The organism is Fusobacterium massiliense, from assembly GCF_900095705.1.
GTDB lineage: Bacteria > Fusobacteriota > Fusobacteriia > Fusobacteriales > Fusobacteriaceae > Fusobacterium > Fusobacterium massiliense.
On record NZ_LT608325.1, the window covers coordinates 147,520 to 174,416 of the forward strand.

The following is a 26,897-nucleotide window of genomic DNA, read 5'->3' on the forward strand; positions in this document are numbered from 1 at the left end:
TTATCACTATATCAAGATGATAAGAAACAAGAAGGAAGTAATTAAAACTGTAAATAGATATAAATTATTTATTGAATTATTATATTAGAAAATAGAGAATTATGAAAAATTTGAATTAAAACCATTGAAGTCAGGAGATATACTTGGAGGAATAGCTTCAACAACTAATACAGTAACAGGTTTAGTTCAAGGTTTAAGTAGTAATATTACTAAAAAAGATGGAAGTAAAGCAACTTTAAAAGACATTAAAGATGGTGATTTTAAAGTTAATAATAACTTCTATGCAAATGCAGGAGTAAACTTAGGATTTAATAAGTCAAGTTCAAATTCTAAATCACATAATGAATTTGGAGTTGTTACAACAATTAGAGGAAAAGATGAAAATTCAAGTATAACTTACAACAATGTAAAGAATGTTGAATATGTTGGAACACAAGCTCAAGATACTAATTTTATCTATAATAATGTAGAAAATATTACTAAAAAAGCTGTTGAATTAAATAATTCATATTCATCTACTGGTAAAAGTAGTGGAATATCAGCTGGTGCAACTATTAACTACAATAATGGTTTCCAAGTAGAAGCAAATGCAGTAAGTATTTCAGCTTCTCAATCTAAAATGAATAGCAATGGAACTACTTACCAAAATGGAAGATTTGTAAATGTAGATGAAGTACATAACAATACAAAGAATATGACTCTTTCTGGATTTAACCAAGAAGGTGGAACAGTTACTGGAAATATACAAAATCTAACTATTGAAAGTAAACAAAATACATCTATAACAAAAGGAAGAACAATAGGAGGAAGTTTAAGTATAGCACCAAATGGAATGCCATCAGGAAGTGCAAATTATTCACAAACAAATGGAGAAAGAAGAGTTGTAGATAATGCAAGTACTTTCATAATAGGAGATGGAAGTAATTTAAAAGTAGGAAAGGTAGAAAATACAGCTTCTGCGATAGGAACAAGTGGAAATGGAAAACTATCAATAGATGAATATGTAGGACATAACTTAGAAAATGTAGATAAATTAAAAACAGTAGGTGGTTCAGTAGGAGTATCAACTTTCTNGAATAACAAGTCTAGGAGTAAATTATTCTGATAGAAAACAAGAAGGAATAACAAAGAATACAGTAATAGGTAATGTAGAAATAGGAAAATCTTCTGGAGATGAAATCAATAAAGATTTAGGCTCTATGACAGAAATAACAAAAGATAGAGATTTTAAAACAGATATAAATATAGAATCACAAACAATTAACTATATTAAAAATCCTAAAAAGTTTAAAGAAGATCTTCAAATTGCTTTAATAGAAGGAAAAGCAACAGGAAGAACAGTAGTAAAAACAATAGATAATATGATAAATGGTAATAAGAGTCAAGATATAGGAGATGCTGAAAGAAGAAGTCTAATAGAAATAAAAGAAGCAATAGTTAGAGTTCAAACAGCACCTGCAATGGATATTATCGCAGAAAAAGATTTAACAGATAAAAATATACAAGCTAGACTTGGAGTAGAAATAGAAAAATTTGATCCAAATGCCCCAACATTATCAGAAAAAGTAAAAGAAAGAATAGATGAGTTAAAAGCAGAAGGAAAAGAAATAGTAGCTTTTTATGATAAAGTAACTAAAAAGATATTTATAAACCAAAATGCAAAAGATGAAGAAGTAAGAGCTTCCATAGCAAGAGAATACAAGATAAAAGAAGACTTAAAGCTAGGAAAAGGAAAGGAAAATGATAAAGGACAACTACGTTCAACAGTAGCAGGAGAGATAGCCTATGATGAGATAAAGGATAGATTAAAGAAAGGTGATAAAAACCCAATAAGTGCTTCAAATTTTGATGTAGCAAAAATGGATAAGGATAGTGAAGTTACTTCTGATAAATATACAGATTACTTAGAAGCAGATTTGAAAAAAGCAAGAACTTATGTTAAATATTCTTTAATAAGTGGATATCATGATTTTGGATTTTGGTTTCTTTCTTCAGAAAATCGTAAAAAACATTATGCTGAATCTGATAAAATACAAGCAAATTTTAAAAATGATTTAAAAGCTATTGATAAAGAATTAGAAGAAGCTTTGAATAAAGAGAGAAAGGCGAAAGAACTTCTTCCTAAAGTTTATATGGTATTGAGTAAGACTAAAAATCCTAATGCAAGAAAAGCTTTTGAAGCTTATTTTAATCATTTAAAAAGGCAAAGTGATACAGATAATACTTTTCTTTATAATGTTTCAAAAGGTACAGGAATAGGTTTAGCAGAAGGAGCTACAGGATACTATGCAGCTGAAGTAGTGGGAGGAACAACAGTTTCATTAATAGGTATATCTACACTTTTTAGAGGAGATACTAGAGTAGAAGTTCCTAAAGAAAATGAAAAAGATATCTATATTCCTAAGGAAAATAGAATAACAATTACATATTCACAAGCATTGGACCTAAAAAAATACTTCAGTGATTACTATAAAGATAGAATGGGATACTATAATATATTAGGATTAGTTGAAAATGATGGTATACCTAGAAATGCAAGTACACTAGAAAATGACCCAAGAATTTCAGAAGATATAGCAGCATATTATAATGGAGAAAGATCTAAACTTGAAAATAAAGGATATGTTGTAGGAAATATAGTGGGAAATATAGCAGGATATAAACTTGCAAGCGAAGGAGCTTTCTATAAGAATAATTCAACTTATACTCATGTACAAAATGATTTACCATCAGATACTACTAGAGTTGGAAGATGGATGAGTGAAGAAGAATATAAAAAAATGTTAGCAACAGGAAAAGTTCAAATGTCACAAGCAGATATAACTCATGTGGCAAATCCTGCTGATATTAATGCATTTAAAGGAGCAAAGAAAGGATCTGTTTATGTTGAATTTGATGTTAAAACAAAAGTAATATCACCTGGTGGAAATGAAAATTGGGGAATAATTTCAGGTCCTAATTCTATAAGAAATAGGTTCTATAAACAAAAAGGACTTTCTACAATTGACGAAATTCCTGATGCCTATAATATTGAAATAAAAGGGAGAAAATGATGGTAGAGGAAAAAAAAGTTATTGAAATAAAAAAAGAAATTCAATCTATTCTCAAAAAAAAGAATGAACTCTTTATATTAAATAATATAACAGTGGACATTATAACTGATACATTGTTAAATTATTTTATTGTTTTTGAAAAAGAAAATTATTTTGCTGAAATAATAGTTGGTAAAGAAGAATATGCTCCATATAAATTTATTTATTTTGATATGATAGGAGGAAATGATAAAATCCCTGAAATACTTTATACATGGTTTGATAATGAAGAAACTACAATTCAAGATATAATTGAAAATATAAATAAAGCTCTTGATTATTTTATTACTTATTAGATTGAATATAATGATTTAGAAAAAATAATAATAGGTAACTAAAAGAGAAACATTGTATAAACAAATGGAGAAAGAAGAGTTGTAGATAATGCAAGTACTTTCATAAAAACATACGATAGTAAGTAGGAATATTACTAAAAAATAAGGAAAAGGAGAAATAGAATATGAATAAAAATTATGTAGGAACTTATGGGACTATCTCTTAGACTCATCTAGATGTATATAAGAAACAGTATATTCTTTCTCTTAAACAAATTTAGATGTGAAAAAGAGAGAGGGGGGGGGGGGGGTAAATCTTATTTATTCAGGAACTGAAGGAGAAGGAAATATATTTTTTTCAATATTAAAATGTATTGAAGAAAATGATAATTATTTAAAAGTTGTAGTGATAGGAAAAAGTAAAGAACATACCCCAAAAATAGCGATAATAAAAAAAGAGGGATATGAAATATTAAAAAAGCCTAAATTTGATGTAGGAGATAAAGTAAGATTAATTAAGTATCCTAATGAAAAAGCAATTGTAAGATTAATAATATGGCATGAAAAAGACAGAAGAATTTATTATATCTTAGATGTTGAAGGAAATAAAAGGAGAAGTAATAGTTGGTATTATGAAGATGAAAATAAGTTTGAAAAAATATAATAAAAAATAAGGTACTTATAATTATTATTTTGGATTGACCCTAAAAAGTTGGACAAATTAATTTAACTTACTAATAAGGATTGACTTCTGTAAGAAGTAGAAGTTAATCCTTTTAATTTCTCCTTCTATCAGTTAGAATAAAATCAGAAGCAGTGGATAGAGCGAAACAAGGAATAGATTCATTTAAACAAATGAAGTCAGGAGATATACTTGGAGGAATAGCTTCAACAACTAATACTGTCACAGGAATAGTTAGTGGACTTGCTTCTAATCAAGGGACAAAACTTCCTACAAGTGCTGTTAATAAAAATAATTCTAATGATGATGACGATGATGATGATAATGATAAAAATAATCAAACTAATACTGTTGGTAAAGATAATCTAAAAGCTGCACAAGCAACTAATAACTTCTATGCAAATGTAGGAGTGAATTTTGGTTATACTAAATCAAGTTCTAAAACAAATTCGTATAATGAAAGTGCAGTTGTAACAACAATAAAAGGAAAAGATGAAAATTCAAGCATAACTTACAATGCTGTAAAGAATGTTGAATATGTTGGAACACAAGCACAAGATACTAAATTTATCTATAACAATGTAGAAAATATTACTAAAAAAGCTGTTGAATTAAAAAACTATTCTTTATCAAGTAGCAAAAGTAGTGGAATATCAACAGGAGTAACTATTGGTTATGGAGATGGAATACAAACATCAGTAGATGCAGTTAAAGTTTCAGCTTCTCAATCAAAAATGAATAGCAATGGAACTAGTTACCAAAATGGTAGATTTGTAAATGTAGATGAAGTACATAACAATACAAAGAATATGACTCTTTCTGGCTTTAACCAAGAAGGTGGAACAGTTACTGGTAATATAGAAAATCTAACTATTGAAAGTAAACAAAATACATCTATAACAAAAGGAAGAACAATAGGAGGAAGCCTAAGTATAGCACCAAATGGAATGCCATCAGGAAGTGCAAATTATTCACAAACCAATGGAGAAAGAAGAGTTGTAGATAATGCAAGTACTTTCATAGTAGGAGATGGAAGTAATTTAAAAGTAGGTAAGGTAGAAAATACAGCTTCTGCGATAGGAACAAGTGGAAATGGAAAACTATCAATAGATGAATATGTAGGACATAACTTAGAAAATGTAGATAAATTAAAAACAGTAGGTGGTTCAGTAGGAGTATCAGCTTCTGGAGTAAATAACATAGGAGTAAATTATTCTGATAGAAAACAAGAAGGGATAACAAAGAATACAGTAATAGGTAATGTAGAAATAGGAAAATCTTCTGGAGATGAAATCAATAAAGATTTAGGCTCTATGACAGAAATAACAAAAGATAGAGATTTTAAAACAGATATAAATATAGAATCACAAACAATTAACTATATAAAAAATCCTGAAAAGTTTAAAGAAGATTTACAAAAAGCTAAAAATGAAATACATGATATTTACCATGCAGTAGATAGTACAGTAAATTTACAAGGAAAAGAAGACAGAAATATATTAGAACAACTTGGAGAAGTAAGACAGGCTAAAGTAATATTAAATGTAATAGGTTCAAGATTAGATATAGCAGAAAATCAAGATGATATCGCAAAAGCCTTTGAAGGAGTATCAGAAGATTTAGATTATAAGGTAAAAGTAATCTATACAGACCCAAGTAACTCTCCACAATTAATTGGAGTAGATAAAAATGGAAATAAATATATAAAAGACGGAACAGCTTATGTAGATAAAGATACAGGAATAGGATATATTCTAGTAAATACTGAATCACCAGCTAATAGTACAAAAGCAGGAGTAATAGGAACAATAGCTGAAGAGCAAAGCCATGTAATAGGAAAGAAAGAAGGAAGACAAAAAGTAGTTTCAGATGGAAGTGAAAAAGGATTAGAAAGTTTAGGAAAGCCAACAAACGATTACTTTAAGAAACAATATAGTAAGAATGATAAAGCCATAGAATTAAAGAGTGATGGAAAAGATTATTCTAATGTTGATTTTGGTGAACATGTGGGGGATAAAGTAGTAAAAGATCCTCTTAAATCATATGGAAGAGAGTTTATAACAACTGATGAAAGAAAACAAGCAGAAAAAATATTATCAAAAGAAAAAGGTAATAAATATATAATAGATTGGGTTAGATATGATAATATTACTGAAACAAATTATAGAGCTAAAATAAATTATTTAGTATTTGAAGCTAAAAATAGAGTAAATGATCTCTCAGAAATAGAAAAGGGAAATTTTGAAGATGTTAATGATAAAGAAGCTGTTTATCATAATTTTACAGAAGATGGTAAAATTATATTAGATGATAATATGAAAAATCAGAAAAAAGTTGAATATGAAACGGGAAGAGAAGTTGTTATTACCCCTAATGATGAAATAGTAAAAGAACCTAGAAATCAAGGAACAGGGAACTATATTACTTATGGTCTTAAAGAGTCTAAGTCTGATGAAGGAAAATTTGACAAATTTGGACATGGAATAGTAGATATAGGAACTTACTTATTTTTTGGAACAGGTGTTAATGATAATTCAACTTTTATAAATAGAATGTCATATTTCACAAAAGGGACTTTAGTATCCATTAATTATAAAGGTATAAAGAAATGGAGTGATAGCAGAGGTTATAAAGCTGTTGGATATAAGGAGATTTTTGAATATTTAATTACTCCAAATTTTTATGAACAATATAGGGATGATACAAGATATAAAAATTTTATTGAAACAAATATTATAAGATAGAGGTGATGTCAATGAGAAAAAAAATATTTGTTTTATCTATATTAATAAATTTTCTTTTCATTTTCTTTTTTACTATGTGTGTAAGGTATACTGATAGAAATAGTTACAATATTCAGAATCAAAAAAGGGAAAATAGAGAAAAGGAAATTATTTTTAAAGAATATCCAGAAATTAGAAGCATTGATTTACTTTATGAAGCTAGTATCTTATTTGAATTATATGAAATTAAAGATAATTTAAATTTAGAAAAAATTGAATTGTTTTATAAAAATAGGAATATAGGAAAAATAGAAATAAATAAAAAAATAATTGATTTAGAAGATTTTGGAACTAAAGAATTTTATGAAAATGGAAGAAAAATTTTAAAAAAAGAATTTTCTATTGAGAAAGATTTACTAGAAATTTTAGGAAAAAACGATGAAAAATATAATATTGGTTATTTAGAAGATGGCTTTATATTAATAATATACCTTAAAGATCTAGACAAAGATAAAACCTTTATAATAAAAAAGAAATTTTCAGTATCTTTTGAAAAAAAAGGATATGATCTTTTCATACCTTCAGTATGAAATAAATTTATTTGATATTTACTAAGAATTAAAAAAATTATAATTATCTAGTAAAATTAAAAAATAGATAGCTCCTAATACAACAGTTTACCCTTTACAATAAAATTAAATAGTTAAATTAGGAGGAAAAATGAAATTTAAATTATGGTATTATAAATCTACAGATAATAAATTTTATAAAGAAAGTGAAATTGTACGTGCTTGTAGTTCTATATTGGTACCATTGTATGATAAGAAATGAGATGTTAAAAATGAAAAAGATAATTTTTTTAGAAGGAGTTTTGTTATTTTTTATATATTTTCTTTTAAATAGTTTTCCAACTTATGAAATGAATACTCTAAGACTAAGAGAAGATACACTTATTGAAAGAGATGCTGGAAATATTAATGATTATAAAAGTATATTTTTAATTCATACAAAAGACAGAGGAATTATAGCTATAAAAGAAATTAAAAAAATTGATAATAATTGGGTTGGACATATTTATCCATTAGACAATTTAATAAAGAATAGCTTTATATTTAGAAGTATTTTAAATTTATATGATGATAAAGGTAGAATTAAAACATTATATAAAGAAAAAGAGGAATATTTTATTATTTTTCCAAATAAAGAAATCTACGGTCTTTCATTAGAAGAAGTTAAAAATCAACTTAAGATTGAAAAAATAGATTTTATAGATATAAATAAATTTATGAATAAAAATGGTGAAGAAAAAGCGTTAACTATTCGTTATAAGATATATCTTGATAAACTAGCCAATTATAATAATTATGATAAACAATTTGGATTAAGTGAGATTAAAAAAGTCTTTATATTTAAGCTGATAATAATTTTATTTTTAATTTCAACATTTTTTATTAACATAACTTATTTTACTAAATGCTATTTTAAAAAAGAAAATTTCTTAGGTAATAAAGATTTATCAATTGGGGATAAAGCAGTAACAATTTTTATAGTTTTATTCTTAGATTTTCCAGTTTTGATATTTTGCATATTCTCAAGTTGGTATAAAAACTATATATTAGAAAATTATATAGGACTATTATTCATTTTTCATCTTATATTTAAAAATATATTAATCTCTTTTTCTTTTTCAGAAGAAAATAAAATAAAAAAAATTTTAGGAAATTTTTTTACCTCAAGAATTTTATTATATTTATTTCCAATACTAAGTATCCTTTTACTCTCAAATATAAAATTTAAAATATTAAGTATTTTTTACTTTTTATTTTATATTTATTCAATAATAATTGTAGACTTAGAATTAATAAAGAAAGTGGGCTTTTATAAAGGGAATTATTATTTTTCATATTATTTTATACATCAAATAGTTTATATTTTATTATTATTTTGGCTATATATAACTTTTTCATTTTAAAGACAAATTAATTAAAAACGAGATTTTATAGGTAATCTAAAATATTTTAGGGTAGCTATTTTCCTAAAAGTACTAAGTTTATCTATAATAATGTAGAAAATATTAATAAGACAGCTGTTGAATTAAAAAACTATTCTTCATCAAGTAGCAAAAGTAGTGGAATATCAACAGGAGTAACTATAGGTTATGGAGATGGAATACAAACAGAAGGAAATGGGGTAAGTATTTCAGCTTCTAAATCAAAAATGAATAGTAATGGAACTACTTACCAAAATGGAAGATTTGTAAATGTAGATGAAGTGCATAATAATACAAAAAATATGACTCTTTCTAGCTTTAACCAAGAAGGTGGAACAGTTACTGGAAATATAGAAAATCTAACTATTGAAAGTAAACAAAATACATCTATAACAAAAGGAAGAACAATAGGGGGAAGTCTAAGTATAGCACCAAATGGAATGCCATCAGGAAGTGCAAATTATTCACAAACAAATGGAGAAAGAAGAGTTGTAGATAATGCAAGTACTTTCATAATAGGAGATGGAAGTAATTTAAAAGTAGGAAAGGTAGAAAATACAGCTGCTGCGATAGGAACAACTGGAAGTGGAAAACTATCAATAGATGAATATGTAGGACATGACTTAGAAAATATAGATAAATTAAAAACAGTAGGAGCTTCAGTAGGAGTATCAACTTCTGGAATAACAAGTCTAGGAGTAAATTATTCTGATAGAAAACAAGAAGGAATAACAAAGAATACAGTAATAGGGAATGTAGANAATAGGAAAATCTTCTGGAGATGAAATCAATAAAGATTTAGGCTCTATGACAGAAATAACAAAAGATAGAGATTTTAAAACAGATATAAATATAGAATCACAAACAATTAACTATATTAAAAATCCTGAAAAGTTTAAAGAAGATTTACAAAAGGCTAAAAATGAAATATACGATATTTACCATGCAGTAGATAGTACAGTAAATTTACAAGGAAAAGAAGACAGAAATATATTAGAACAACTTGGAGAAGTAAGACAAGCTAAAACAATATATAATGTGATAGATTCAAGATTACAAGAAGCAGAAAATCAGGAAGATATCGCAAAAGCCTTTGAAGGAGTATCAGAAGATTTAGATTATAAGGTAAAGGTAATCTATACAGACCCAAGTAACTCTCCACAATTAATTGGAGTAGATAAAAATGGAAATAAATATATAAAAGATGGAACAGCTTATGTAGATAAAGATACAGGAATAGGATATATTCTAGTAAATACTGAATCACCAGCTAATAGTACAAAAGCAGGAGTAATAGGAACAATAGCTGAAGAGCAAAGCCATGTAATAGGAAAGAAAGAAGGAAGACAAAAAGTAGTTCCAGATGGAAGTGAAAAAGGATTAGAAAGTTTAGGAAAGCCAACAAACGATTACTTTAAGAAACAATATAGTAAGAATGATAAAGCCATAGGATTAAAGAGTGATGGAAAAGATTATTCTAATGTTGATTTTGGAGAACATGTTGGGGATAACTCACTTGCTCTTGGAGTAGAAACAGGAGTAGCAATTGGAACAGGAATAATAGCAGGAGGAGTGAGTGCTCCAGTAGTAGCAGGAATAACAGTAGTAGGAGGGATTGTATATTATGCTATAATGCCAGAAGAACAGAAAGAAGAATTAAAAAGAGAAATTTCTGAAATATATGAAGATGTAAAAAAAAGTTTTGGTAGTATATTAGATAAAGAAAGTTCTAAAAATCTTGTAGCTGATGTAATTAAATTTAAATTAAAAGAAAAAGGTATAGAAGCGGATGTAAAAATAGATAAAGATGGAAATATCATGTATACAATGACTCCTCTTCCAGAAGAAAAAAGAATTTTTAAACTTCCTCCGATGCTTCCTCCAAAACAAGAAACAGAAAAGGAAAGATGGGAAAGAGAGGAAAGATTTAGAAGAGAAGAACAAGAATTTTTCAATGAATTACAAAAGCCAAATGGAATTCCTATACTAAAAGAAGAGCCAGTAAATATTATAAAATCTCAAGTAAAACCTGGTGATGTTGTAGAAACTCCAGATAATGCAAAAGATAAAAATAAATTTAGAAAAGGAAAAAATGAAGGTGATTCAGGATATGAAAATCTAGAAGACGGTAGCTGGTGGGAGAGAGATGTAGCTGGAGATAGGGCACATAGTGGAAGTGGTTCATGGAAAAGATGGCCTAAAAAACCAGATAGAAGGCATAAGAAAAAAGATCCAGACAGGAGAACTATAAATAATGAAGGGAAAGTTTTAAGGAGATAAAATGAAAAAATATATTTTAGATACATTTCAAATACCATTAAATGAAGAAGAATCAAAAAAGTATTTTTTTAGACCTATAAAAGAAATGAATATGCTAGAAAGGAAAATTTATTTAAAAAATGAAAGAAAATATTTTAAATTTTTAAAAATTTTGTTTAGAAGAAATAAAAAATTTATTCTAAAAATTAAAAACTTTTATGATTTTGGAATTGATAATTTATTTAAAAGAGAACAAAAAATATTAAAAAGAGAATTAAAAAAAATTAATAAATATAATTTTAAATTTAAAAATTTAATCTCAATAGATAAAAAATATCTTGAAATATTTTTAAAAATAAGTTATAGAGATGTATTTGGACATTTAAACAGATACAAAATTTTTTTTCCTAAGGATAAAATATATATTACTTCAATAACTGATTATCACTATATCATTATATTTTTAGATGATAATAAAAAAAAGGAAATAATTAAAATTGCAAACAGATGCAAATTATTTATTGAATTATTACATTAGAAAATAAAGAATTATGAAAAATTTGAATTAAAACCATTGAAGTCAGGAGATATACTCGGAGGTATAGCTTCATCTAGTAATACTGTCACAGGAATAGTTAGTGGACTTGCTTCTAATCAAGGGACAAAACTTCCTACAAGTGCTGTTAATAAAAATAATTCTAATGATGATGACGATGATGATGATAAAAATAATCAAACTAATACTGTTGGTAAAGATAATCTAAAAGCAACACAAGCAAATAATAACTTCTATGCAAATGTAGGAGCGATAATGGTATTGACCATATGTAAAAAAATAAAAAAACAGGTGAATTATGGATATTAGATAGTAAACAAATGTCAGAAAAATCAATTACCTATGAAGGAGGAGCTGTAAAATTATCTAAGGATGGTGCAGGAGGGAATATACAATTATCAAGTGAATGGCTCAATTCTGTTGCTGGAAAGAAAACACTAAATGAAATAGCCAAAAAAGAATTAGAAAAAGCTATAAAAACTCAAAATTATAAAACTGGAATAGTAGCATTAGATAAAAAAACGGGTGATCTCATTGTAGCACCAATAGAAATAACACCTAAAAAAAATAAAAAATAAAGGAGAAATTAGTTAAATGCTAGTAAGTAAAAAAAAATATAATGAATTAGTTAAATATGTAGTTGAAAGTTATAATAAAGAACTAGAAGAAGAGAGAGAAACATTAAACTATATATTAGAAAAAAAGGGAAGTCCTTTAAATTGTATGTGGTTTTTAGGAAGATTGTATGCCATAACAGCCTCTAAAAATTTATTAGTAGATAAAGATGTTGAAAGCTTTAAAAAAAATATGTATATTTTTGCCAAACTAAGTATTCTAGGAAAAGAAAGTAGAGATTTTCTTGGATGGGATAGAATATCTTTTTGGGGAATAATTATGTCTAATAACCCAGTCCTTTTAGAGTTTATAGAAAAGTATATTAATATAATAACTTATGAAAGAGAGGGCTATAAGTATAAGAAATCTGAAGCCAACTGCTATTTAACAAGAACTATTTTATTGGCAATCAAAAGTGATTGGGAAAAAGTTATAGAGAGATCTGATATATACTTGCTTAATCCCTCAAAAGAACCTTATCATAAATATACTTATCTTGAGTTTGAATTTTTAAAAGCCTTAGCAAAAAAAGATATAGATAAAATGAAAGAAAGTATAAATTCTATGTTAGATATAAAAATAGCAAGAAAAATGCTCTATGGTATGGAAAATTATTTTGATTTTTATCTTCAAATATTTGCTTTAATTTATTTAAAAATAGCTTTGTATCATGGAATAGATTTAGGAATAGATAGTGATATTGCTCCAAAAGAATTAATAGATAATACCCCTGCTGATAGCTATCCAGAACCTTATGATTTTATGAAAGATTTTGATTTTAAAGTAATAACAGCAGAAGAATGGAAAAATTGGATATATAAGTATCATAAAAATCCAGAAAAATTAAAAGAAGAAGAAGAAGAAGGATACTTTATTTAAGGGGAATACTAAATGTCAGAACAAACAGATGTATATGTAAGAATAAAATATAAGAAAAGTGGGAAAATATGTGAAGATGATTTACTAGAAGATATTGATATGTATGATGCTTTATCTGATATGGAATACAATGGATTATATTATGAAATAGATGACAAACTTATTATGAAAGCTTATGGCAGAAATTACTATGCTTTATGTTTTGAAAATGAGAGTGAATTAAAGGACTATTTGTTTGAAATTTCAAAGGAAAAGAAAATAGAAAATATTTATTATATATATTGTGAATATTCATATATAATGGAAGTAATTAGATATGGAATAATAAATATAGATATAGTAAATAAAAAAGTAACTGTCAATATAGAAAAAGAAGAAAAATATATAGAAATATTTGAAAAAATTACTAAAAAATCATATCCTAAATTACTAAAAAATTATGAAAAATATATAGATGATGAGTTAGAAGATGAAGAAGTAGAAGAGTATGTAGATAAGATGGATGAAATTATGGGGAAATATTCATTGAAAGAATTTGAAAAGTTTTTAGATAAGGTAAAATTAGAATAATAATTTAGAAAAAAGCTGAATAGAAAATTTATCTGTTCAGCTTTTATACAATTTAAAACTTGTAGGAGTTAATTTTGGTTACACTAAATCAAGTTCTAAAACAAATTCGCATAATGAAAGTGCAGTTGTAACAACAATAAGGGGAAAAGATGAAAATTCAAGTATAACTTACAACAATGTAAAGAATGTTGAATATGTTGGAACACAGGCGCAAGATACTAAATTTATCTATAACAATGTAGAAAATATTAATAAGACAGCTGTTGAATTAAATAATTCATATTCATCTATTGGTAAAAGCAGTGGAATATCAGCTGGAGTGACTATTAACTATAATAATGGTTTCCAAGCAGAAGCAGATGCAATTAAAGTTTCAGCTTCTCAATCAAAAATGAATACCAATGGAACTACTTACCAAAATGGAAGATTTGTAAATGTAGATGAAGTGCATAATAATACAAAGAATATGACCCTTTCTGGCTTTAACCAAGAAGGTGGAACAGTTACTGGAAATATAGAAAATCTAACTATTGAAAGTAAACAAAATACATCTATAACAAAAGGAAGAACAATAGGAGGAAGCCTAAGTATAGCACCAAATGGAATGCCATCAGGAAGTGCAAATTATTCACAAACCAATGGAGAAAGAAGAGTTGTAGATAATGCAAGTACTTTCATAATAGGAGATGGAAGTAATTTAAAAGTAGGTAAGGTAGAAAATACAGCTGCTGCGATAGGAACAAGTGGAAATGGAAAACTATCAATAGATGAATATGTAGGACATGACTTAGAAAATGTAGATAAATTAAAAACAGTAGGTGGTTCAGTAGGAGTATCAGCTTCTGGAATAACAAGTCTAGGAGTAAATTATTCTGATAGAAAACAAGAAGGGATAACAAAGAATACAGTAATAGGGAATGTAGAAATAGGAAAATCTTCTGGAAATGAAATAAACAGAGATTTAGATACAATGACAGAGATAACAGAAGATAGAGATTTTAAAACAGATATAAATATAGAATCACAAACTATTAACTATATAAAAAATCCTGAAAAGTTTAAAGAAGATTTACAAAAAGCTAAAAATGAAATTACAGATATAGGAAATGTAGTAAAAAATACTGTAAATCTACCAGGAGAAGATAAAAGAAATATATTTGAAAATCTAAGAGCGCAAAGATGGAGTACAAGTTTCTATAATGTAATAGGGTCAAGAGTTGAAGAACTAGCTAGACAGTTTAAAGCTCGAACAATTAATGAATGGTGCAACACGAGCTATGCAATATTCTTCTCAATGGGGAAATGCAAGTTTGACAGAGGCTATAAATAGATTTGCTCCGAATGCTAAACCTGTTGAAAACTCAAAAGGAAAAGTAATATATAGTAATAATGAAACAGGAGTTAGTGTTGTGTATGATAAAAATGGAAATTATTTTAGAATAGAAGATACAACAAAACCCCGTGGAAGGAATTATTTAGATATAAATGGTAATGATATGAACAATGAAATTGTAAATGGGAAACAAAGAGGTAGAAATAGGGCAGATTATCAAAAAGTAACACATTTTAATAACACCGATTAATTTTAAGGGGTGATTTTATATGGAACATATGAGATATATTAGAGTTCCAAAAGATATAAAAGCAATGAAAGATTATGATTATGGAGTTCAAAAAGATGAACAAATGGAAGAATTAATTTTATCAGAGAGTCAATATAATGTATTTTGTACTTTAAAAGTATTCCAACTAATCAATGAAGAGTGTGGTGTGATTATTGATGATTACGAAGAGGAAGTATTGTTATTAGAGAAAATACCATTAGCATTGAAGATTGTTAATAAAATAATTCAAAATTATAATGATATTAATCTACTAAAATTTAAAAATATGTTGGAATTAGCTATAAAATATAGAACTATTGTAGGTTTTGATTTTTAAATAATAATAAAATAGTTGTTTCACAAAGAAGAAATACAAGAGAAGCATTATTAAAAAGAATTGAAGAAAAGCATTCTAATAAAGAATTTTTTTAAAGAAGGTTTCATAAAAAGTTAAGTAATATGATTTAGAATAAGATAATTAGCTTAAGAAAAGCTATATAGATAAAAAATATTTATATAGCTTTTTTTATTGTATAAGAAAGTATAAAATTAATATAAAAATAGTCTCCCGACGTCCGTATTACTCTGGAGAGTATTTCGGTGAGCTCGGAAGAGTCATACGGCTATCAAGAGACTTTATTTATTATTTGCAAAGAATTATATCTTATTTTTTCTTAAAGTTCCAAATATAAGAGCAGATACAATAGTACCTATTGCTATTGAAACTATAAAGAAAATTGCTGAGTGTACAGATGGCATTGCAGGAATTACAAATATTCCACCATGAGGGGCAGGAGCAGAAACATTCCAAAATTGAGTTAATCCTCCAGCAATAGCAGCACCAACTATACAAGAACTGATAACTTTTAAAGGTTCTTTAGCAGCGAAAGGTATTGCACCTTCAGTTATAAAAGATAGACCTAGTATGAAATTTGATAGAGTAGATTGTCTTTCTTTTTCATCAAATCTATTTTTAAATAATAGCATAGCAAGAGCTATTGCTAAAGGTGGAACCATTCCACCAGCCATAACAGCAGCCATAAATGCACCATTTCCTGTATCTGTAAATACTCCTATAGAGAAAGTATAAGCTGCTTTATTTATAGGTCCACCCATGTCGACACTCATCATTCCACCAAGTAAAGCTCCAAGTATAACAGCATTAACTGTTCCCATACTATTTAAGAAAGCTGCAACTTTAATGTTGATTTGTGTAAAGACAGGTCCAATAACGAAATACATTAAAATTCCTGTTATTGCCAATCCAAATATTGGATAAATAACCATAGATTTCATTCCGTCAAATTGTTTTGACATATTTTTTGTAGCTTTTTTTAAGAAAATTATAGAGTATCCTGCAAGGAACCCTCCAATTAACCCACCTAAGAAACCGGCACCTTGACTTGCCATATATCCTGCAACAGCTCCAGGCATAAATCCTGGCTTATCTGCAATACTCATAGCAATAAATCCAGCAAGAACAGGGATTAAGAAATGGAAAGATGCAGCTCCTATATCAAACAGCAGTTTAAATAGAGTGCTATCATTTCCTAAGAATCTTTCTACAACGAATGAAAGAGCTAATAAAATACCTCCACCTATAACGAAAGGTAGCATATTAGAAACTCCACTCATAATACTTTTATAGATTATTCTTCCAATAGAATCATTTTCTTTTTTATCTTCTTCTGAATTATCATTAGTTTCAGCCTTAAATGTAGTAGCTTCTTTATTTAATATTTTATTTATTAAAGTTTCAGCATTTTTTATTGCATCAGCTGTACTTGTAACTATTGCTAAACTTCCATCAAAACGAGCTGTTTCAACTTTTTTATCGGCAGCAATGATAACCCCTTCAGCTTCTTTTATATCAGAACTATTTATATGATTTTTAATACCGTCAGCACCGTTAGTTTCAACTTTTATTTCAACACCTAATTTCTTAGCTGCTTCAACAAGAGCTGATTCAGCCATATAAGTATGAGCTATTCCTGTTGGACAAGCAGTTACTGCTAATATTTTTTTTCTTTTATCATTATTTCCCTCATTTTTTATCTCATTTGTTTCTTGAGGTTTTTCTGAATATTTATCAACAAGTGCATATATTTCATCAGAATTATTACAAGTTAATAGTCCTTTTGTAAAATCATCATTTAACAACATTTTTGTAAGTTTTGCTAAAGTTTCAATATGCAAATCGTGAGCTCCTTCAGATGCTGCTATCATAAAAAATATATGAACAGGCTCTCCATCAAGTGAATCATAGTCTAAACCTTTATGACTTCTTGCAAAAAGAACAGATGGTTTTACTACAACAGAAGTTTTAGCATGTGGCATAGCAATCCCTTCTCCAAGTCCTGTTGAACTTTTTTCTTCTCTTGCTAATATTAATTTTTTAAATTCATCAGCATCAGAAATGATTCCTTCTGTTTTTAACTTTTCTATCATTTCATCAATAGCTTCCATCTTTGTAGATGCTTTTAAGTCCATTATCATTAGTTCTTTACGTAATAAATCTTTAATTTCCATAATACTCCTTTTTTATATTTAATTTTTTTGTTGCTTCTTCTATTAAATCTATTTCTCCTATATCTTCAGAGAAACTTGTTGCCGTTCCACAAGCAACAGCAAATCTAAATGCTTTTTCTACATCTTTATATTTTAAAATATTATCAACAAAACCAGCAACAACAGAATCACCGGCACCAACAGTATTTACAATATTTTCTTTAAGTTTTAAGGGACTTGCAAAAAGTGAAAAGTCTTTAGCTATATATAGGGCACCTTCTCCACCTAAAGAAATTATAGTATGTTCAGCTTTATCAACTAAATTTTTTCTGACATAATCAATAATTTCCTCATTGCTATTAAAGTCTCTTTTTGCATAATCTTTAAGTTCATCTTTATTTGGTTTGATTAAAAATGGTTTATATTTTAAAGACTTAGAAAAAGTTTCACCACTACTGTCCAAAGTAAACTTAACATTATTTTTATTTAAAATTTCTATAATTTCAATATAGAAATCATTTCCTAAGCTACTTGGAACAGAACCAGATAAAATAACAAAATCTTCATTTGTTATTTTTGAAATCTTTTCAAAAAATTGATTTTTTTCATTTTCTGAAATATTTGGACCTTTGCAATTAATCTCGGTTTCATTATCGGTTTTTAATTTTACATTTATTCTAGTATTTTCATTAACTTGAATAAAGTCTGATAAAATGTTGAGACTTTTTAAATTTTTTTCTATAAAAGCTCCTGTAAAGCCTCCTAAAAAACCTAGATTAACACAGTTAGTTCCAACATTTTTTAAAAGTTTTGACACCATTATACCTTTACCACCAGAATAAAAATTATCTTCGAAGGCTCTATTTGTTTCACCTAATTGAAAATCATTTACTCTTACGATAAAGTCTATAGATGGATTTAAGGTAACTGAATAAATCATCTCATACTCCTATTCATTTATTATTTTTGTTCGTTTTTTAATTTTTGGATTAATTTCTTTTTTATCTGTAATAATTGTTGCTTCTTCTAATTTAGCTACATTTGAAAAATAAGCCATATCAAATTTTGAATGGTCAGCTAAAATATATACTTTATTAGAATTATTTATAGCCTGTCTTTTTAAAATAGCTTCTTCAACATCGTGAGTTGAAAATCCATTTTCATTAATGCCATTAATTCCTATAAAGGCTTTGTCAAATGAAAATTCAGACAAATCTCTAAGTGCTTTAGTTCCCACAATAGCCAAAGTTTTTTCTTTTACACGACCACCGATAATATATGTTTCTATATTATTACTGATTAGTTTTTCAAGATTACTAATACCATTGGTAACTACTTTTACATTCTTATCTTTCATATAATCTATAAGCTCATAAGTAGTTGTTCCAGCATCAAGATAAATGTAATCTCCATTTGAAATAAATTGTTCTGCAATTTTAGCTATTTTTCTTTTACTTTCTTGGTTATTGATTTTTTCTTTTATAGATATTTCATTTTTAACAATGTTATTAGCAATAGCTCCTCCTCTAACTCTTTTAATCTTATTTTCTTTTTCAAGATAAGTTAAATCTCTTCTCAAAGTTGCTTCACTAATATTTAGTACTTTTAAAAGTTCTGAGTTTTCAATACTACCATTTTCTTGAATAATTTTTAAAATTTCTAAAATTCTGTCTTCAAACAACATATCATAATTTCCTTTTTAGTTTAATTAATTTAATGTAGTTATAAATTGTATAAATATTATACAATCATCTTCAATCATTTTCAATCATTTTCTTTCAAAAAATCCAAAAAAATAAAAAAATATTTAAAGTATAAGAAAAGAAAGAAAAATAGTCTAGTTTGAAATAAATCAAAAATTGATAGTATAAAGATAATATTTTAATCACAAATAATTATTGACAAAAAAGGAAAAAAATATTACTCTTATAGTATAAAATAAAAAAATTAATAAATATAAAATATATGAAAGGACTGATGAAATGATTAGTAGAACTGTAGAAATAGTAAATGAAACTGGATTACATACAAGACCAGGAAATGAATTTGTGAGTTTAGCCAAAACTTTTGAATCACAAATTTCAGTAGAAAATGAAGCTGGTAATAAAGTTAGTGGAACATCTTTATTAAAATTACTTTCATTAGGAATAAAGAAAGGAAGCAAGATAACTGTGTATGCAGATGGAACTGATGAAAAAGATGCAGTTGAAAAGTTGTCATCTCTTCTTGCAAACTTAAAAGACTAATTTTATGTGGAGGAAGAGTTAAACTTCCTCCTTTTTTTAGTCTATAGGAAAGTGTAAAAATAAATAATGAAAACTAGTCTCTGACGTCCGTATTAGTTCGAAGAGCCTGTGTTTATTGAGCTCGTAGAACTCATACGGCTGTCAAGAGACCTTATTTATAAACAAAGCATAGATTAAATAATAAAAACTAGTCTCTGATGTCCGGATTAGTCGGAAGAGAATTTATTTGAAGCATAAATCAAAAAATATAATTATTTATATTATAGAAATAGGAGAGTAAAATGAATAGAATAATAACAGGAATTGCTGCTTCTCCAGGAATTGCAATTGGAAAAGTATTTCTTTATAAAGATAGTAATTTTGAAATTTTTGAGAAATCAAAGTTAACTAAAGAAGAAGAAATAGCTAGACTTATAAAGGGAAGAGAAATTGCAAAAGCTCAACTTGAAGAAATAAAAGAAAATACACTTGTTAAATTAGGTAAAGATAAAGCTGATATATTTGAAGGACATATAACGCTTTTAGAAGATGAAGAACTTTTTTCTGAAATAGATTCTAAAATTTCTGAAAATAACTATACAGCAGAATTTGCATTGAACGAAGCTATTGATGAGTATGCTACAATGCTTGGAAATTTAGAAGATGCTTATTTTAAAGAAAGAGCTGGAGATTTAAGAGATATAGGGAAAAGATGGCTTTATGGAGTTGCTAATCAAGAAATAGTAGACCTTTCAAAATTACAACCGGAAACAATTATCGTTGCTAAAGAATTAAACCCATCTGATACAGCTCAAATAAATTTGGATAATGTACTTGCATTTGTAACAGAAATAGGTGGGAAAACTGCTCACTCATCAATAATGGCAAGATCTTTAGAGTTACCAGCTGTAGTTGGTGTAGGAGCAATATTAGATACTTTACAAGCTGAACAAACTATAATAGTTGACGCTATAAAAGGAGAAGTTATAGTAGATCCAAACGAAGAAACTTTGAAGTTATATTCTGAAAAAAGAGAAAAAGTTTTAAGAGAAAAAGAAGAATTAAAAGTTTTAAGAGAAAAAGAAGCTATATCTAAAGATGGTTATAAAGTAGATGTTTGGGGAAATATTGGTTCACCAAAAGATGTTAAGGGAATTATATCAAATGGTGGTTTTGGAGTGGGATTATACAGAACAGAATTTTTATTTATGGATAAAGACAGTTTCCCAACAGAAGATGAACAATTTGAGGCATATAAAATAGTTGCAGAAGAATTAGCTGGATACCCAGTTACTATAAGAACTATGGATATAGGTGGAGATAAATCTTTACCTTATATGGAATTACCAAAAGAAGAAAATCCATTTTTAGGTTGGAGAGCAATAAGAGTTTGTTTAGACAGACAAGAAATATTAAGAACTCAATTTAAAGCCCTTCTAAGAGCGTCAAAATATGGTAAGATTAAAATAATGTTACCTATGATAATTGACATAGAGGAAGTTAGAAAAGCTAAAAAAATATTAGAAGAATGTAAAGCAGAGTTAAGAGAAAAAGGAATAGAATTTGATGAAAATATTATGCTTGGAATAATGGTTGAAACGCCAGCTGTTGCATTTAGAGCTAAATATTTTTCAAGAGAATGTGATTTCTTCTCTATAGGAACCAATGATTTAACTCAGTATACTTTAGCAGTAGATAGAGGAAATGAGCAAATTGCAAACTTATATGATACTTACAATCCGGCAGTTTTACAAGCTATAAAAATGCTTATAGATGGAGCTCATGCTGGAGGAATAAATATTTCTATGTGTGGAGAGTTTGCAGGAGATGAAAATGCTGTTCCTTTATTATTTGGAATGGGACTTGATTCATTTTCTATGTCAGGAATTTCAATACCTAAAGTAAAGAAAATTATGATGAAATTAACAAAAGCTGATTGTGAAAAATTAGTTGAAGATGCTTTGGAACTTTCAACAGCAGAAGAAATTAAGAAATTAGTAAAGGAATTTATATCAAAATTATAACATAATAGAAAAGCTTGAGAATGTGAAAAAGTCTGTAAATATTTTAAACTATAGTCTTCTATGGTAGTATATTAGATATCATAGGAGACTATTTTTTATTCTACAGGAAAGTATAAAAATAAATAGAAAAAATTAGTCTCTGACGTCCGTATTAGTTCGAAGAGCCTGTGTTCATTGAGCTCGTAGAACTCATACGGCTGTCCAGAGACTTTATTTATAAAAAAATGGCATTAACAGAATTTTTTCCATCAACACCATTTAGTAATACAACATTTTTATTTAAGAAAGAAAAATTTTAAATATATCGTGAGCACTTATTAAAACAATAGCAAATAACAATAAAAACATTCCACCTTTATGAAGATTTTCTTCCCATTTTTTATTAAGTTTTATTCCAACAAGTTCTAATAAAACAAAAATTATTCTTCCTCCATCAAGTGCTGGAAAGGGTAGTAAATTTAAAATTCCAATATTTATGGACAACATCACTGCAAGATTTGCAAGAGGTAGCCAACCAAATCTAGCCATTTCTCCAACTACTTTTATAATACCAACAGGACCACTTAAATTTTCCATTTTCACTTTTCCTTGAAATAAAATAAAAAATCCATTTAAGGTATCTTTAAAAGCTCTAATAAAAGAGTCTTTAGCTAAAACTAAGCTATCAACAAAATTTACTTTTTTTGTTTCGATTTTTGGAGATATTCCTAATAAATATCTGTCTGTTTCTTTATCATGAGTTAATTTTAAGTTTAAACTTTCTGTATTTCCTTTTCTTTCGACCATTACAGTTATATCATCTTTGTCTGTAAAACCTTTTAATCCTTGAGAAATCTCATTCCAATTATTAATTTTTTTTCCATTTATTTCTAAAATTTTATCATCAATTTGAAGTAGGCTTTCATTTACTTTGTCAGTATTTAATTTTCCTACAATAGCTTCTGAACTATATTCGCTAATCCCAACCATTTTAAAAGTTAGAAGTAATATAATAAAGGCACTCAGAAAATTCATAAAAACACCACCGAAGAGAACAATAAATCTTTGATAAGCAGGTTTTGTATTGAATCCATTCTCAACCTCGTGGTCTATTTCCATTCCCTCAATATTAACATATCCTCCAATGGGAATAGCTCTAAACGAATACATAGTTTTTTCTGTATCACAAGAAAAAACTTGTGGTCCCATTCCTATTGCAAATTCACTAACAGGAATTTTAAAAAATTTAGCAGCTAAAAAATGCCCTAATTCGTGTACAAAAATAATTAGACTTAGCATAATTAATGCTATTAAAAATACCATTTATCCTCCTATTCTAAAAAACTTTCTATGTTTTTAAAAATTTCATCACTTATATCTTCAATACTTTTCAAGATATTATTTTCAACACATTTGATTTCAAGCCATTTATATTTTTTAGCTATTTCAGTGGCATTTGAATGAGATTTTTTTAAGTATTCTATATTAACTTCGTGTATATCTTTTTTATCTGAGTTGTCAATTTTATTTTTTCTTTTTTCCATCAATTCTTTAGCAGTTTCAACAGGCATATTTAGAAAAACAACAACATCAGGTCTAGGGATATTGTTTTTATCATACTCTAAATCCTCTAACCAGTTAAGATATATATTTTTCTCATCATTATTTTCCAATTTTGAGGCTTGATGAATCATATTTGAAGTAACATATCTATCTGTAATAATAATATAGTCATCGTTATACATTTTTTCCCAATATTGCTTAAAAGAAGCATATCTATCAATTGCATACATAGTTGATACTGGATAAGGATTTACTTTAGTTGCATCATTACCAAAAGCACCAGCTAAATACATTTTTACAGGCTCACAAGCAGGACTATCATAATTTGGAAAAGAAATTTTTATAGTTTTATCATATATTTTTTTAATTCTCTCATATAATAAATTAGTTTGAGTTTCTTTTCCACTAGAGTCTGTTCCTTCAATAACGATTATTTTTCCCATTTTTTTCTCACCTTATCTCTGGTTGTTTTATCTACAAATTTTATTGTAGTCAAGTTGTTTTCTATTTCTTCTAAAGTATTATTAGCTGTGAAATTTATAGTTTCATGTTCATTCATGGCTTCTTCAATTATTTTATAAATATCTAAAAATTTTATTTTTTCATTTAAAAATAATTCAACGGCAACTTCATTAGCAGCATTAAAAACAGCAGGCATAGTTCCACCGATTTTTCCAGCTTTATATGCTAGATTAATTCCCTTAAAAGTTTCTCTATCCGGCTCTTCAAAAGTTAAATTAGAAAATTTTCTAAAGTCTAAAAAGCCTATGGAAGTATTAAACTCTTTTTCAGGATAAGTAAATGAATACAGTATAGGTGTTTTCATATCAGGTATGCCCATTTGAGCAATAACACTTCCATCTTTATATTCAACCATTGAATGAACAACACTTTGTGGGTGAACAACAACTTCAATATTATCATAATCAACATTAAAAAGTTCGTGAGCTTCTATAACTTCAAGTCCTTTATTTACAAGTGTTGATGAATCTATAGTAATCTTTTTGCCCATAGACCAATTTGGGTGTTTTAGAGCTTCTTTAACAGTTATTTTTGTCAAGTCTTCTGTTTTTTTACCTCTAAAAGTTCCACCACTGGCAGTAATAATAATTTTGTTTACATCTTCTTTTCTGAAGCCTTGCAAAGACTGAAATATAGCTGAATGTTCACTATCAACAGGTATAATTTTAGCTTCAGGGTGTAGTCTTAATAGAGCGTTGATACATGTTCCAGCAGCAACCATAGTTTCTTTGTTTGCAAGAGCAATTATCTTATTTCTTTTTATTGCTTCAACTGTTGCATCAATTCCAATAGCACCACTGACAGCTGTAAGAATAATATCGTAGTCCATATTTTTAGCTAAATCAGCAAGTCCATTATTTTCAGAAGCTACACATTTTAAACAATCAAACTCTTGTATAATAGTGTCGGCCATATTTTTATCGGCTATATATATGTAACTAGGCTCAAACTCTTTTATTTGCTCTTTTAGTAATTCTATATTTTTATATCCACTTAAACCAACTACCTTATACTTATCTCTATTATTTCTTATAAGTTCTAAGGCATTTTGACCTATGCTTCCAGTAGAACCTAGTATAAAAATCTTTTTCATATAAATTTACTCCTATTTTTGTTTTGTTCTTAAATTTATTTTTTAATTTAAATAGAATAGAAAAACAATATTTAGAATATAGAAAAGCATAATAGATACTGGCAAGACTAAAATCATACTATCAAATCTATCTAAAATTCCACCATGTCCCATAAGTATTGTACCAGAATCTTTAACTCCACATTCTCTTTTAAATAATGATTCAACCAAATCTCCGATTTGAGAAATAAAAGATATAAAGACACCTATTATGAAAAATAAAATAATATCTTTAGTATCCATAAAATAAATGAAATTTGTAAAAAATGGTAAGAATGCTGCAAGTAATCCTGTAAAAATTAAGGAACCAATAGCACCCTCAACAGATTTTTTAGGACTTATTTCTGTAAAGCCATTTTTGAAAAACTTTCTTCCAATACTAACACCAATAATACCGGCTGATGTATCAGACATCCACACCAAAGCTTGTAAAAATAAAGGAATAGCAGGCTCTATAAAATATAAATTTATTATTTGTGAAAAAAACATAGAAACATAAACTATTCCTAGTATAGTCAAAGAAATTTTTTCTAGTGTACCCTTTATTTGATTTTTAAATATTCTATGAATTAACATAATTATGATAGTAAATATCAAAATAAGAATAAGAGACTCTACTGTACCAAAATTAGTTGTTAAAAACATATTTGAAAAATATATTAAATTTGGAATAATTAAAGAAACGAAAATTCCAAATTTATCATAAACTTCTCTCCCTGAAATTTTTATCATTTTATAAAATTCATAAGTTCCAATTCCAACAACTAAGTTTGTAAATATTAGCATTGGTATAGCATAAAGGTCTATATCAAAGAAAGTTTCTCCCATATATACAAACAATAGTAAAGGTACACCTATTAGAACAACTAATATTCTATTCCATTTAAACATTTTTTACTCCTCCAAATCTTCTATCTCTTTTGTTATAACTATCTATTGCCTTATCTATTTCAGTTTTATCAAAGTCTGGCCATAAGGTATCTGTAACATAAAATTCTGAATAAGCTATTTGCCAAAGTAGAAAATTAGAAATTCTAAATTCTCCACTTGTTCTTATAACAAGGTCTGGATCTGGAAAATCATTATATAAAAATTGAGAAAAATTATTTTCATCTAAATTTTCTATATCAGCATTTGACATTTTTTTTATGGCATCAATTATTTCAGCTCTACCTCCATAATTAAAAGCAATATTTAAAGTAATTTTATTATTAGTTTTAGTATCTTCTTGTAATCTATCAATTTCTTCGGATAAATTTTTAGGAATATTATTTTTTCTACCTGAAACATAAAATCTTATTCCATTTTTCATCATATTTTTTCTTTCAGATTTTATATATTTTAAAAATAAGTTCATAAGAGTTGAAACTTCATCTTCAGATCTATTCCAATTTTCAGTTGAAAAAGCATAAACAGTTAAATATTTTACTCCAATTTCAATAAAATATTCTAACGCTTTTCTTAAAGATTTTGCACCTTCCATGTGTCCAAAACTTCTTGCAAGTCCTCTTTTCTTTGCCCATCTTCCGTTACCATCCATTATTATAGCAACATGATTAGGAATATTTTTTTCCATTTCATCACCTCATTAGATTAACTATACCATTTTAACACAGACTTAGTTTTTTGTTAATCAGAATTTTAAGTGTTGCATTTATGTGAAAAAAATCATTGTTTTTTATTTGAAATATGTGGTATA

Annotated in this window: 22 protein-coding genes and 4 pseudogenes; 18 read left to right on the top strand and 8 right to left on the bottom strand. The window is 27.1% G+C overall.

The genetic code is table 11. The annotated features are described in order from the left end of the window. Positions 1 to 118 precede the first annotated feature (118 nt). The 16 genes and pseudogenes from BQ2505_RS09085 to BQ2505_RS01890 form a co-directional block, all read left to right on the top strand. Positions 119 to 1,358: pseudogene (locus BQ2505_RS09085) on the top strand (hemagglutinin repeat-containing protein); the annotation flags it as partial. 1,122 nt (positions 1,359 to 2,480) lie between these two features. Then, the gene (locus tag BQ2505_RS09125; protein WP_454083287.1) at positions 2,481 to 3,053 is read left to right on the top strand and encodes a TreTu family toxin; all 573 of its coding nucleotides are present in this window, start codon (positions 2,481 to 2,483) and stop codon (positions 3,051 to 3,053) included. Beyond that, the gene (locus BQ2505_RS01825; RefSeq protein ID WP_074016104.1) at positions 3,053 to 3,388 is read left to right on the top strand and encodes a hypothetical protein; all 336 of its coding nucleotides are present in this window, start codon (positions 3,053 to 3,055) and stop codon (positions 3,386 to 3,388) included. Before BQ2505_RS09125 ends, BQ2505_RS01825 begins: the two co-directional genes overlap by 1 nt. A gap of 262 nt (positions 3,389 to 3,650) precedes the next feature. Next, the gene (locus BQ2505_RS01830) at positions 3,651 to 4,031 is read left to right on the top strand and encodes a hypothetical protein (RefSeq protein WP_074016105.1); all 381 of its coding nucleotides are present in this window, start codon (positions 3,651 to 3,653) and stop codon (positions 4,029 to 4,031) included. Between the two features lie 191 nt (positions 4,032 to 4,222). Beyond that, positions 4,223 to 6,793: a hemagglutinin repeat-containing protein gene (locus tag BQ2505_RS09130; RefSeq protein WP_083232314.1), complete on the top strand. Its 2,571-nt coding sequence runs from the start codon at positions 4,223 to 4,225 to the stop codon at positions 6,791 to 6,793. A gap of 11 nt (positions 6,794 to 6,804) precedes the next feature. After that, the gene (locus tag BQ2505_RS01840) at positions 6,805 to 7,362 is read left to right on the top strand and encodes a hypothetical protein (RefSeq protein ID WP_074016106.1); all 558 of its coding nucleotides are present in this window, start codon (positions 6,805 to 6,807) and stop codon (positions 7,360 to 7,362) included. A 251-nt stretch (positions 7,363 to 7,613) separates the two neighbouring features. Beyond that, positions 7,614 to 8,744, top strand: coding sequence for a hypothetical protein (locus BQ2505_RS01845; RefSeq protein WP_143403528.1), 1,131 nt, complete (start codon positions 7,614 to 7,616; stop codon positions 8,742 to 8,744). Between the two features lie 65 nt (positions 8,745 to 8,809). Next, positions 8,810 to 10,271, top strand: a pseudogene (locus BQ2505_RS01850) (hemagglutinin repeat-containing protein); the annotation flags it as partial. Positions 10,272 to 11,043: 772 nt separating this feature from the next. Further along, positions 11,044 to 11,559 carry a hypothetical protein gene (locus BQ2505_RS01855; RefSeq protein WP_074016108.1) on the top strand — a complete coding sequence of 172 codons (516 nt, stop codon included), beginning with the start codon at positions 11,044 to 11,046 and terminating at the stop codon, positions 11,557 to 11,559. A 30-nt stretch (positions 11,560 to 11,589) separates the two neighbouring features. Further along, positions 11,590 to 11,826: pseudogene (locus tag BQ2505_RS01860) on the top strand (hypothetical protein); the annotation flags it as partial. A 71-nt stretch (positions 11,827 to 11,897) separates the two neighbouring features. Next, a complete protein-coding gene (locus tag BQ2505_RS01865) occupies positions 11,898 to 12,155 on the top strand; it encodes a hypothetical protein (RefSeq protein ID WP_074016110.1) in 258 nt (85 codons plus the stop codon). Positions 12,156 to 12,171: 16 nt separating this feature from the next. After that, positions 12,172 to 13,071 carry an Imm49 family immunity protein gene (locus BQ2505_RS01870; RefSeq protein WP_074016111.1) on the top strand — a complete coding sequence of 300 codons (900 nt, stop codon included), beginning with the start codon at positions 12,172 to 12,174 and terminating at the stop codon, positions 13,069 to 13,071. Positions 13,072 to 13,083: 12 nt separating this feature from the next. Further along, positions 13,084 to 13,641 (top strand): hypothetical protein, encoded by a 558-nt coding sequence (locus BQ2505_RS01875; protein WP_074016112.1) that lies wholly within the window; start codon positions 13,084 to 13,086, stop codon positions 13,639 to 13,641. Between the two features lie 61 nt (positions 13,642 to 13,702). Then, positions 13,703 to 14,902, top strand: a pseudogene (locus BQ2505_RS01880) (hemagglutinin repeat-containing protein); the annotation flags it as partial. A gap of 16 nt (positions 14,903 to 14,918) precedes the next feature. Then, positions 14,919 to 15,224, top strand: a complete 306-nt coding sequence (locus BQ2505_RS08795; protein ID WP_143403529.1) for a hypothetical protein — start codon at positions 14,919 to 14,921, stop codon at positions 15,222 to 15,224. A gap of 19 nt (positions 15,225 to 15,243) precedes the next feature. After that, on the top strand, positions 15,244 to 15,582 hold the full coding sequence (locus BQ2505_RS01890) for a hypothetical protein (RefSeq protein ID WP_235817360.1): 339 nt from the start codon (positions 15,244 to 15,246) through the stop codon (positions 15,580 to 15,582). Between the two features lie 320 nt (positions 15,583 to 15,902). Here BQ2505_RS01890 and BQ2505_RS01895 read toward each other — a convergent pair whose 3' ends face one another. Genes BQ2505_RS01895 through BQ2505_RS01905 form a run of 3 tightly spaced genes read right to left on the bottom strand, consistent with a single transcriptional unit; the run spans position 15,903 to position 19,437 of the window. Continuing rightward, complete coding sequence (locus BQ2505_RS01895) at positions 15,903 to 17,774, bottom strand: PTS fructose transporter subunit IIABC (RefSeq protein WP_074016114.1); 1,872 nt, start codon at positions 17,772 to 17,774, stop codon at positions 15,903 to 15,905. After that, a complete protein-coding gene (gene pfkB, locus BQ2505_RS01900) occupies positions 17,764 to 18,693 on the bottom strand; it encodes a 1-phosphofructokinase (protein ID WP_074016115.1) in 930 nt (309 codons plus the stop codon). The genes BQ2505_RS01895 and pfkB overlap by 11 nt, the downstream gene beginning before the upstream one ends. A 9-nt stretch (positions 18,694 to 18,702) precedes the next feature. Beyond that, a complete protein-coding gene (locus BQ2505_RS01905) occupies positions 18,703 to 19,437 on the bottom strand; it encodes a DeoR/GlpR family DNA-binding transcription regulator (RefSeq protein ID WP_074016116.1) in 735 nt (244 codons plus the stop codon). Positions 19,438 to 19,735: 298 nt separating this feature from the next. Between BQ2505_RS01905 and BQ2505_RS01910 the strand changes: the two genes are divergently transcribed. Together BQ2505_RS01910 and ptsP are read left to right on the top strand one after the other, a co-directional pair. Continuing rightward, a complete protein-coding gene (locus BQ2505_RS01910; protein WP_074016117.1) occupies positions 19,736 to 19,999 on the top strand; it encodes an HPr family phosphocarrier protein in 264 nt (87 codons plus the stop codon). Between the two features lie 281 nt (positions 20,000 to 20,280). Beyond that, a complete protein-coding gene (ptsP, locus tag BQ2505_RS01915) occupies positions 20,281 to 22,002 on the top strand; it encodes a phosphoenolpyruvate--protein phosphotransferase (RefSeq protein ID WP_074016118.1) in 1,722 nt (573 codons plus the stop codon). Positions 22,003 to 22,281: 279 nt separating this feature from the next. Here the strand turns inward: ptsP and BQ2505_RS01920 are convergent, their stop codons facing one another. Genes BQ2505_RS01920 through uppS form a run of 5 tightly spaced genes read right to left on the bottom strand, consistent with a single transcriptional unit; the run spans position 22,282 to position 26,774 of the window. Further along, positions 22,282 to 23,304 (bottom strand): M50 family metallopeptidase, encoded by a 1,023-nt coding sequence (locus tag BQ2505_RS01920; RefSeq protein WP_074016119.1) that lies wholly within the window; start codon positions 23,302 to 23,304, stop codon positions 22,282 to 22,284. Between the two features lie 8 nt (positions 23,305 to 23,312). Next, positions 23,313 to 23,987 (bottom strand): dTMP kinase, encoded by a 675-nt coding sequence (locus tag BQ2505_RS01925; RefSeq protein ID WP_074016120.1) that lies wholly within the window; start codon positions 23,985 to 23,987, stop codon positions 23,313 to 23,315. After that, on the bottom strand, positions 23,975 to 25,159 hold the full coding sequence (locus BQ2505_RS01930) for a 1-deoxy-D-xylulose-5-phosphate reductoisomerase (protein ID WP_074016121.1): 1,185 nt from the start codon (positions 25,157 to 25,159) through the stop codon (positions 23,975 to 23,977). The genes BQ2505_RS01925 and BQ2505_RS01930 overlap by 13 nt, the downstream gene beginning before the upstream one ends. A 42-nt stretch (positions 25,160 to 25,201) precedes the next feature. Beyond that, entirely contained in the window at positions 25,202 to 26,089 is an 888-nt protein-coding gene (locus BQ2505_RS01935) for a phosphatidate cytidylyltransferase (RefSeq protein ID WP_074016122.1), read from the bottom strand. Beyond that, positions 26,082 to 26,774: a polyprenyl diphosphate synthase gene (gene uppS / locus BQ2505_RS01940; RefSeq protein WP_074016123.1), complete on the bottom strand. Its 693-nt coding sequence runs from the start codon at positions 26,772 to 26,774 to the stop codon at positions 26,082 to 26,084. Before uppS ends, BQ2505_RS01935 begins: the two co-directional genes overlap by 8 nt. Between the last annotated feature and the right edge of the window lie 123 nt (positions 26,775 to 26,897).

Bases quoted from the DNA above. Each gene is read 5' to 3' on its own strand.
- BQ2505_RS01920 (WP_074016119.1), bottom strand. From the start codon at position 23,304: ATGGTATTTTTAATAGCATTAATTATGCTAAGTCTAATTATTTTTGTA.
- BQ2505_RS01855 (WP_074016108.1), top strand. From the start codon at position 11,044: ATGAAAAAATATATTTTAGATACATTTCAAATACCATTAAATGAAGAA.
- BQ2505_RS01930 (WP_074016121.1), bottom strand. From the start codon at position 25,159: ATGAAAAAGATTTTTATACTAGGTTCTACTGGAAGCATAGGTCAAAAT.
- BQ2505_RS01870 (WP_074016111.1), top strand. From the start codon at position 12,172: ATGCTAGTAAGTAAAAAAAAATATAATGAATTAGTTAAATATGTAGTT.
- BQ2505_RS01905 (WP_074016116.1), bottom strand. From the start codon at position 19,437: ATGTTGTTTGAAGACAGAATTTTAGAAATTTTAAAAATTATTCAAGAA.
- BQ2505_RS01875 (WP_074016112.1), top strand. From the start codon at position 13,084: ATGTCAGAACAAACAGATGTATATGTAAGAATAAAATATAAGAAAAGT.
- BQ2505_RS01865 (WP_074016110.1), top strand. From the start codon at position 11,898: ATGTCAGAAAAATCAATTACCTATGAAGGAGGAGCTGTAAAATTATCT.
- ptsP (WP_074016118.1), top strand. From the start codon at position 20,281: ATGAATAGAATAATAACAGGAATTGCTGCTTCTCCAGGAATTGCAATT.
- BQ2505_RS01890 (WP_235817360.1), top strand. From the start codon at position 15,244: ATGGAACATATGAGATATATTAGAGTTCCAAAAGATATAAAAGCAATG.
- BQ2505_RS08795 (WP_143403529.1), top strand. From the start codon at position 14,919: ATGCAATATTCTTCTCAATGGGGAAATGCAAGTTTGACAGAGGCTATA.
- BQ2505_RS01840 (WP_074016106.1), top strand. From the start codon at position 6,805: ATGAGAAAAAAAATATTTGTTTTATCTATATTAATAAATTTTCTTTTC.
- BQ2505_RS09130 (WP_083232314.1), top strand. From the start codon at position 4,223: ATGAAGTCAGGAGATATACTTGGAGGAATAGCTTCAACAACTAATACT.
- BQ2505_RS01910 (WP_074016117.1), top strand. From the start codon at position 19,736: ATGATTAGTAGAACTGTAGAAATAGTAAATGAAACTGGATTACATACA.
- BQ2505_RS01895 (WP_074016114.1), bottom strand. From the start codon at position 17,774: ATGGAAATTAAAGATTTATTACGTAAAGAACTAATGATAATGGACTTA.
- pfkB (WP_074016115.1), bottom strand. From the start codon at position 18,693: ATGATTTATTCAGTTACCTTAAATCCATCTATAGACTTTATCGTAAGA.
- BQ2505_RS01925 (WP_074016120.1), bottom strand. From the start codon at position 23,987: ATGGGAAAAATAATCGTTATTGAAGGAACAGACTCTAGTGGAAAAGAA.
- BQ2505_RS09125 (WP_454083287.1), top strand. From the start codon at position 2,481: ATGGGATACTATAATATATTAGGATTAGTTGAAAATGATGGTATACCT.
- BQ2505_RS01845 (WP_143403528.1), top strand. From the start codon at position 7,614: ATGAAAAAGATAATTTTTTTAGAAGGAGTTTTGTTATTTTTTATATAT.
- BQ2505_RS01825 (WP_074016104.1), top strand. From the start codon at position 3,053: ATGGTAGAGGAAAAAAAAGTTATTGAAATAAAAAAAGAAATTCAATCT.
- BQ2505_RS01935 (WP_074016122.1), bottom strand. From the start codon at position 26,089: ATGTTTAAATGGAATAGAATATTAGTTGTTCTAATAGGTGTACCTTTA.
- uppS (WP_074016123.1), bottom strand. From the start codon at position 26,774: ATGGAAAAAAATATTCCTAATCATGTTGCTATAATAATGGATGGTAAC.